General features: G+C 63.1%; 8 protein-coding genes. 5 read left to right on the top strand and 3 right to left on the bottom strand.

Translation table 11 applies throughout. The features are described 5' to 3' along the window. Nucleotides 1-325 precede the first annotated feature (325 nt). The 5 genes from NKI46_RS26365 to NKI46_RS26345 all read left to right on the top strand — a co-directional run bounded on the left by NKI46_RS26365 (nt 326) and on the right by NKI46_RS26345 (nt 5,071). Nucleotides 326-1,720 (top strand): multicopper oxidase family protein, encoded by a 1,395-nt coding sequence (locus tag NKI46_RS26365; RefSeq protein WP_352748769.1) that lies wholly within the window; start codon nt 326-328, stop codon nt 1,718-1,720. Nucleotides 1,721-1,872: 152 nt separating this feature from the next. Beyond that, nucleotides 1,873-3,186, top strand: a complete 1,314-nt coding sequence (locus NKI46_RS26360; protein ID WP_023818683.1) for an NAD(P)H-dependent oxidoreductase — start codon at nt 1,873-1,875, stop codon at nt 3,184-3,186. A gap of 81 nt (nt 3,187-3,267) precedes the next feature. Next, nucleotides 3,268-3,510, top strand: coding sequence for a type II toxin-antitoxin system VapB family antitoxin (locus NKI46_RS26355; RefSeq protein ID WP_023669292.1), 243 nt, complete (start codon nt 3,268-3,270; stop codon nt 3,508-3,510). After that, nucleotides 3,510-3,902: a type II toxin-antitoxin system VapC family toxin gene (locus NKI46_RS26350; RefSeq protein WP_352748765.1), complete on the top strand. Its 393-nt coding sequence runs from the start codon at nt 3,510-3,512 to the stop codon at nt 3,900-3,902. Before NKI46_RS26355 ends, NKI46_RS26350 begins: the two co-directional genes overlap by 1 nt. A 269-nt stretch (nt 3,903-4,171) precedes the next feature. Beyond that, nucleotides 4,172-5,071: an MBL fold metallo-hydrolase gene (locus tag NKI46_RS26345; protein ID WP_023818682.1), complete on the top strand. Its 900-nt coding sequence runs from the start codon at nt 4,172-4,174 to the stop codon at nt 5,069-5,071. A gap of 22 nt (nt 5,072-5,093) precedes the next feature. Here NKI46_RS26345 and proC read toward each other — a convergent pair whose 3' ends face one another. From proC to NKI46_RS26330, 3 genes are all read right to left on the bottom strand, one after another. Continuing rightward, a complete protein-coding gene (gene proC, locus NKI46_RS26340; protein WP_023832763.1) occupies nt 5,094-5,909 on the bottom strand; it encodes a pyrroline-5-carboxylate reductase in 816 nt (271 codons plus the stop codon). Nucleotides 5,910-5,996: 87 nt separating this feature from the next. Then, on the bottom strand, nt 5,997-7,316 hold the full coding sequence (locus tag NKI46_RS26335; RefSeq protein WP_352748762.1) for an O-antigen ligase family protein: 1,320 nt from the start codon (nt 7,314-7,316) through the stop codon (nt 5,997-5,999). Next, nucleotides 7,285-8,283, bottom strand: a complete 999-nt coding sequence (locus NKI46_RS26330; protein ID WP_023681900.1) for a glycosyltransferase family 2 protein — start codon at nt 8,281-8,283, stop codon at nt 7,285-7,287. The genes NKI46_RS26335 and NKI46_RS26330 overlap by 32 nt, the downstream gene beginning before the upstream one ends. Nucleotides 8,284-8,305 lie beyond the last annotated feature (22 nt).

The following is an 8,305-nucleotide window of genomic DNA, read 5'->3' as shown; positions in this document are numbered from 1 at the left end:
ATGGACGACCTGCGCGAGCACAAGAAGCTCGCTCTGCGCCAAGCCGCATGACCAGCATCATGGCCGCCCCATTTTGCAGAACTTGACGCACACAACCGCGCGCCGCAGCTTTCCCTCCCCTTGTGGGGAGGGATTAAGGGTAGGGGTACGTGCCGGGCAAACCTTGGCGGGCTAACCGGTGGCACCAGCGTTCACGCTGGTGCGCAAGCAAATGTCATCGGCTCGCCATGGCATGATCGGGAGGCGATGTGGCAGTATCGGCAGCGCGCCGGTAGCCGCCGCCATCCAGAGCGCCAACACAGCCGGATTTTCGTCGGAGCTTTCCATGACCCTATTCACCCGCCGCGGGCTTCTGAAAACGGCTGCGGTTGCCGGCGGTGGCGGCGTCGGGCTGGCAGCAATGACCAGGCTCAGCGGTTGGGCAGCTGTCACACCTGAGCCGGTGGTGCTCAAGACGGCAAAGATCCAGGCCAGGTTCATGGATGCGGGCGAGACCCGGGATGTCCTGACGTATGGTGAATCAGGCATGCCGCCTGTACTGCGGATGAAAAAAGGCGAGCCCTTTGCCGCGCGTCTCGTCAACGCCATCGACGACCCGACGACCATCCATTGGCACGGCATTCGCGTTCCAAACAAGATGGACGGTGTTCCCTTCCTGGTTCAGCCTTACGTCCATACCGGCGATCATTTCGACTACGCCTTCACGCCGCCCGACGCCGGCACGTTCTGGTATCACCCGCATTGCAACACGCTGGAGCAGATGGGCCATGGCCTCACCGGCGTGATCGTGGTCGAGAACCCCAACGATCCAAAATTCGACGCCGAAGCCGTCGTCAACCTGCGCGACTGGCGCCTCGGCGACGACGCGCAGTTCATCCAGCAATTCCGGCCGCGCGATGCCGCAAAAACCGGAACCTATGGCACGGTGCGCACCGCCAACTGGCTCGACCAGCCGCAATTCGACGCGCCGGCCGGCGGGTTGGTGCGGATGCGGGTCGCCATCACCGATGTCACCCGCATCTACGCCTTTCGCGTCGAGGGTGCGGAGGCCGCGGTCATCGCGCTCGACGGCAATCCGGTGCCGCAGCGTTTTGCGCCCGATGCCTTGCTGCTCGGACCGGGGCAGCGCATGGAGCTCGCCATCCGCATGCCTGACCAGGAGGGCGCGATCGTCAGCCTGGGCGACATCAGAGGCACCAAACCCAAGGTCCTCGCCACCTTGCGCGCCACCGGCAGCTCGCTCAAGCGCGATTTGCGCGACCTCGCACCGCTGGAAGCCAACCCGGTGCCGGAGGTGGATCTCGCCAGCGCGAAACACATCGCGCTCTCGCTCAGCGCCACGGCGGAAAACGTGCCGAGCGACAGCATATGTGGCACGCTAGGCTACTCCTTCTGGGCCATCAACAAGGTACCGTGGCCGGGCGACACGCCGGACCCGACCGCGCCTTTGGCCGAGCTGAAGCTCGGCAAAAGCTATGTCATCGACATGGAGAATTTGACGCCGCAATCGCATCCGATGCATCTGCACGGCATGAGCTTCAAGGTGCTGTCGTCGTCGACACGCCAGGTTCAGCCGGTCATCTCCGACACCTATCTCATGCAGCCCAACGAGAAGGTTCAGCTCGGTTTCGTCGCCGACAATCCCGGCGACTGGCTGCTGCACTGCCACATCATCGAACATCAGAAAACCGGCATGACGAGCTATATCAGGGTGGTTTGACGCCGAGGCGGGTCAATCAGCCTCTACCGGGGTTGGCCTCACCTGCCGGGCCTGTTGCCGGAGAAATTGCCGCCGTCCGCTGGTTTCGTTGGCAAAGCGGGGCCGTTCCCTGCTATTCCCGCCTGCAATCAAGAAGCCGTGGACACGCTTGCATGACCAACGTCGCCCTGACCGGACTGGCCCGCGATCTCGCCAGGCGCGCCGCCGAGGGCCGCCCGGTGCGCATCGGCGTCATCGGCTCCGGCGAAATGGGCACCGACCTGGTCACGCAAGGCATGCTGATGCCCGGTATCGAGATCTGCGCCATCTCGACGCGGCGTCCGCACACGGCGCGCGACGCCATCCGCATCGCCTATGGCGACGAGGCGATGGCGGTCGAGGCCGACATGGGTTCGAAAGTCACCGCGGCGATCGAGGCCGGGAAAATCGCCATCACCTCGAACGAGATGCTGGTCACCAATCCGCTGATCGACGTCGTGATCGACGCCACCGGCAAGCCTGGTGTCGCCGCCGATTTCGACTTGAAGGCGATGGAGCACGGCAAGCACCTGGTGATGATGAATGTCGAGGCCGACGTCACCATCGGCTGCTACCTCAAGCAGCAGGCAGACCGGCTCGGCGTCGTCTATTCGGTCGGCGCCGGCGACGAGCCGTCGAGCTGCATGGAGCTGATCGAGTTTGCCTCCGCGCTCGGCTACACCATCGTCTCGGCTGGCAAGGGCAAGAACAACCCGCTCAACCACGATGCCGTTCCGGATGACTATCGCGAGGAAGCCCTTCGCCGCAACATGAACCCGCGCATGCTGGTCGAGTTCGTCGACGGCTCGAAAACCATGGTCGAGATGTGCGCCATCGCCAACGCCACCGGGCTGGTGCCCGATGTGCCGGGCATGCACGGGCCCAAGGCCGACCGCGACCAGCTGGCCAAGGTGCTGATACCGCGCGCCGATGGCGGCATCCTGTCGAAGAAGGGTGTTGTCGACTACACGATCGGCAAGGGTGTGGCGCCGGGCGTCTTCGTCATCGTCGAGGCGACGCATCCGCGCATCGTCGAGCGCATGGACGATCTGCATATCGGCCACGGCCCCTATTACAGCTTCTTCCGGCCCTACCATCTGACCTCGCTGGAGGTGCCGCTGACGGCAGCGCGTATCATGCTCTACGGCCGCCCCGACATGGTGCCGCTGCCGAAGCCGGTGGCCGAGGTCTGCGCGGTCGCCAAGCGCGATCTCGCCACGGGCGAGACCTTCGATGCCATCGGCGAGACTTGCTACCGCTCATGGACCATGACCGTCGAAGAGGCGCGCGCCAATCTGGCAGTGCCGGTCGGCCTGCTCGAAGGCGGCAAGGTGCTGAAGCCGGTCAGGAAGGGCGAGCTCATCACCACCGACAACGCCACACCCGACCGCACGACCAGGCTGTTCGCTTTGCGCAAGCTGCAGGATGAGATGCTCTACGGGGGCTGAGATTGCATGACAGGCCAGCCTCTCTGGTTTTGTCATGGCAAGTTCACTATATTGTAGTGGCACCGAACGGAGGCTTCCAGGATGAATCTCCAGATCAGAGACCCGCGCGCCCGTGACCTCGCCCGGCAGCTTGCCGAAAAGCGAAAGATTTCAATGACCGAGGCGGTGATCGAGGCGCTCGAATCCGAGCTTCAGCGCGAACGTGAACGAGTTCCGCTGGCTGAGCGGCTGGCCGCCATATCGAACGATCTGAAGGCCAAGGCGGGAAGCGGCGGCAGGGATTTGACTAAGGATGAGATCGACGAGATGTGGGGACATTCCTGATGTTCATCGACACCTCGGTGGTGATCGCTGTCCTCGCCGGAGAGGAAGACGCCGCCGATTGGAGCCGCCGGATCGGGCAGGCCTCGATACGGATAACATCTCCGCTGGTCGTGCTCGAAGCGGCGATCCGGCTTTCATCGAAGTTGGTGGTGGAGCCGCTCTTCGCCGAAAAGGCGATAGAGGACTTCCTGCGTGAGGCCGAGATCGAGGTGGTTCCGATCGAAATCGGTGATGCCAAGCTCGCGATCCAGGCTTTTTCGAACTATGGCAAACGCCGCGGCCACCCGGCTCAGCTCAATCTCGCTGACTGCCTGTCATATGCCTCGGCAAAAAGCTGTGGGATGCCCTTACTCTACAAAGGGAAAGACTTTTCCCACACCGATCTGGCCTGATCCTACTCCCCCAGTTCCACGATTCGGCCAGCAGCTTCGTCAGCCGCTCCCGCCCAGCAGGCCAAATGCTGCCGCGCTCGCGCCATGGGCTGTTGACCTGGTCGCGCAACACGCCTGATCATTGCGCTCGTGCTGACGACGCAGACCATCGGCTGCCATTGTGTGATCCATTCATACAGTCTGTCTTTTTGATCCGGGTTTTTCAAACAATGCCGAGATGCCAATCTCGATCAGTTGAACCCCCATTGAAGATTGAAATCTTGCAAACCATTTGGACAAGACGCGAGACGATGAAAACCCTTCTGGCAACGGGCATGGTTGCCATGCTTCAGCCTCTGGCTTTTGCAGCCAAGGCCGCCGCCAAGCTGGAATGGACCCATTTTCAGGCTGACGAGAATGGTTTCCGCCGCACGCCGGTGCTGCTGACCGGGGAAAAAGAAGCCATCCTCCTCGACGGCGGATTTACCCTGTCCGATGGCCGTGCGGTCGCGGATGCGATCAAGGCGACGGGCAAGACCCTGACCACGATCTATGTCAGCTGCAGCGACCCTGACTATTATTTTGGCCTGCGTCCCGTCGCGGATGCTTTCCCCGGCGCCAAGATCATCGCGGCCGCTGCGACGGTGGCGGCCATCAAAGCCAATGTGCAAGCCAAGCTGGATGTCTGGGGCCCGCAGCTCAAGGACAATGGACCGAAGGTCCTGGCGGATGTCGTCATTCCCGAGGCATCCGATATCACCTCACTTGAAATCGAAGGAAACAAGATCGAGATCGTCACCGTCGCCGATCTGAAAGACCGGCGGTATCTCTGGGTGCCCAGCCTTGAAGCGGTGTTCGGCGGCGTGCTGATCTCGTCCGGCGTACATGTCTGGGTTGCCGACGAGCCAACCGTAGACGACCGCAAGAAATGGATTGCCGCGCTCAACGAAATCGCGTCCCGCAAACCAAACATCGTGGTGCCGTCCCATCAGGTAGCCGGTGCACCGGACGGTCTGGCGGCCGTGGAATTCACCCGCGCCTACCTCGAAGCTTTCAATAAGGAAGCCGAAAAAGCGAAATCCAGCGTCGAGCTGATTGCAGCGATGAAGCGGCGCTATCCCGATCTTCTTGACGTCTCGTCCCTGGAACTGGGCGCAAAGGTCGCCAAGGGTGAGATGAAGTGGGGCTGATACGGCCCCGCGAGCGCCTCGGCTACTTCCCCAATTCCACCGACCGCAGCCGCGCGGCTTCCACCGCCTCGGTCAGCAGCTTCGTCAGCCGGTCTTCGCCCATCAGCACGGCAAGGGCGGCTGCCGTGGTTCCGTTGGGGCTGGTCACCTGCTGGCGCAGGACGCCGGGCTTCTCGCCGCTTTCGGCAGCGAGTGCAGCAGCGCCATAGACGGTCTGCATGGCCAGCAGCCTGGCGGTCTCGACCGGCAGCCCGGCCTTCTCGGCTGCAACCGTAAGCGCCTCGATGAAATGGAAGATGTAGGCCGGACCGGACCCCGAAACCGCCGTCACCGCGTCCATCAGGCCTTCGTCGTCGATCGTCGTCACCACACCGCTCGCCGACAGCAGCTCGGCAACGAAACGCCTGATGTCGTCGGTCACCAGCGGGTTGGAATAGACCACCATCATGCCCTTGCCGATCGCGGCCGGCGTGTTGGGCATGCAGCGGATAACAGGCGCGAGATGGCCGAGTATGTGCTCGAAGGTGGCGACCGGCGTGCCCGCGGCGATGCTGACGAAGGTGGTCCTGCCGTCGCCGAAGCGCTTGTAGGCGGCGGCGACGTCGCGGATCACCTGCGGCTTGACGGCGATGACGACGAGGTCGGGCTCTGCGTCGGCGGGGATCCCGTTCGCGTCCGCGGCGACACTGCAACCGAGGTGCTCGGCGCGCTTGCGCAATTCGGCATTGGGCTCGACCACGAACACGGCTTGCGGGGCAAGCTTGCCGGATTTCAGCCAGCCCGCAAGCATGGCGTAACCCATATTGCCGCAACCGGCGAGAACAAGCCTGATCGTCATTGAGAGCCCTCCGAGACAAGGGTTCTCCTTAGACGCTAGCGGGCAGACGGGAAAGCCCCTCAAGGGGTGCTGGATCAGGCCAGCCGGTCAAGGTCGCCGGCGCACCGCGATCGGCCGCAGCGACACTTGCTGCAAGCCAAGCACGCCGAGCACGAAGAACAGCCACACCGGGTCGCCGCGATGGAAGAAGAAGCTTTCCAGGAACGCGTTCAGCGCCGTGAACAGCACCACCATCATGAAGAAGTCACCGAGATAGATGTTCTCCTTGCGCGGCGGGATGCGCATGTAGTCGCGCAGCGGCGCGATCAGGAAAGTGTAGACGGCAACGCACAGCGCCGGGATGCCCATCAGCACCGCAATGTCGAGATAGCCGTCATGGCCATGCACGATCGTCCGGATGTCCCAGGCCCGGTCGAAGGGCTGGTCCTGGCTGAGCAGCAGCGGCGTGCCCCAGAAGCTTTCATAGCCGTAGCCGGTCCAGGGCTTCTTCGCCAGCATCTCGCCGGAGAACTCCCACAGCGTCGCGCGCCCGGTATAGGTGAGGTCGGGGAAATAGGTGGCCGCCAGCTCCTTCACCGGCGGGATGAAGACGATGCCTAAGGTGCCGATGGCCGTCGCAATGATCGCCAGTGCAAACAGGACCGGCGTGCCGAACCGCATGCCGATCAGGCTCGGCAGCACGACGATCAGGATCGAGAACGGCACCAGGCCGGCCGTCGTCTTGGAGCCGGTGTGCAGCATGAAGATCATCGCCGCGCCGAAGATCGCCACGCCCCAGAATTTCTGGCTGCGCCGGAAGAGATAGAGGCCGGCGAAGCTGAAGCAGGCCATGATTGGTCCGGCAATGTTCTTGTGGGCGAACACACCACGCCACAGGCCGGCATGTTCGGGCTCCTGCGAATCGGCCGTATGCAGGGCCTCCTGCGGAAAGACGATGAGGCCGATATAGGACAGGCCGATAACGACGATCGCGCAGAATATGATGACTTTCGAAAAACTGTCGGCGTCGCGCGGCAGCACCAGGACCGTCGCTATCGTCAAAACGCCAAGCAGCGTGAAGAAGGCCGCGCGCATGGCCGAGGACGGGTCGGTCGCGTTGATGACCGAAAGCATGAAAAAGCCGAGCATCAGAATCCAGGACGGGCTGAGCAGCGAGCGCACCACCTTGGGGTCGGCGAACGTCAGCAGTGAGAAGATCGAAATGGCGCCGAGCGAACTGAAGCCGAGCTGGTTGACGATGTCGCCGCCGTCGCCGGTCAGTTCCGCGCCTGCCGGCTGAAACGGCCGGAACGACACGATGACGACGGCAAACAACAGCGCGGCAATCGCCGTCGCCACGCCGTCGCGGGTGACGATGCCGCCCAGCAGCAGCTCGTCAGTTCTTCTCAGGCTGCCTGTATTGCTCATTGGCGTATCCGAATTCGGCAAGCACGCGGCCGAGCGAGACATAGACGGGGTAAAGCGCCGTCGACAGCGATCCTGTCCGCGCCAATTTGATTGCGCCGCGCACGGGCGAGGCTATCAGCAGCGCCAGGCTTTTTGCAAACACCTTGGCGCCGGCGAATGGCGTGCCGGCGCGCTTCTTCTTTTCGACCAGCGTCGAGATTACACCGTTGCGTAAGGATCGGGCGCGGATCCAGTCAGCCTCGACGCGCCGGGCCGGAACGCCTTCGCGCACCTTTGCCTCGGCGCACCAGCCAAGCACGAAACCTTTCTGCGCCGAGCGGCTGAGGAAGTCGGAATCGCCGCCGCCCATGAAGTTGAACCGCAGGTCGAGGAAGGGTGGCCCCATGATGGTGAGCACATTGCGCCCGACCAGAAGGTTGCCCGAGGAATAGAGTGCGGCCACGCGCCCGGTCTGGCGATAGGGCGGCGCAAACACCGGGTGCTCGGCCCATTTGGCGTGAGCAGGATCGGTAAACACCGGCACTTGCGGGCCACCGACAATGTCGGCGCCAAGCGTCTCCGCCGTCCTGCACATGCGCTCCAGCCAGTCCGCGTCGGCGATCTCGTCATCGTCGATGACCAGCAGGTGGCGGAAATCCGGAAAATGCAGGATCGCCGTCTGCCAGCCAGCATTGTAGGCACTGCAATTGCCCCGCTCATGCGCGATGATGACCATGCCCTTCATATCGTCGCGTTCGAACAGCGGCACGGCCGCCTGGGCGCCCTCACGCGCCTCGGCCTCGTTTTCGATGACGATGACGGCGAAGCGCCGGCTGGTTTGCTGTGCCTTCAGCGACGCCAGCGTTTCCAGCAGCAGTTGCGGCCGCTTGAAGGTCGGCAGCGTGACGACGGCTTCGATCGTCTCTGCGGCGAGCCCCGGAGAGCGTCCCGCAATCGATACCGAACCGTCCGATGGCAAAGGGATCATCCGCTCCAGCCGCATGTTTTAA

This window comes from Mesorhizobium sp. M0615 (assembly GCF_040320805.1).
In the GTDB taxonomy this organism is placed as follows: domain Bacteria; phylum Pseudomonadota; class Alphaproteobacteria; order Rhizobiales; family Rhizobiaceae; genus Mesorhizobium.
Note: the sequence above shows the minus strand (reverse complement) of the source record. Positions and strands in the feature narration are given on the sequence as shown.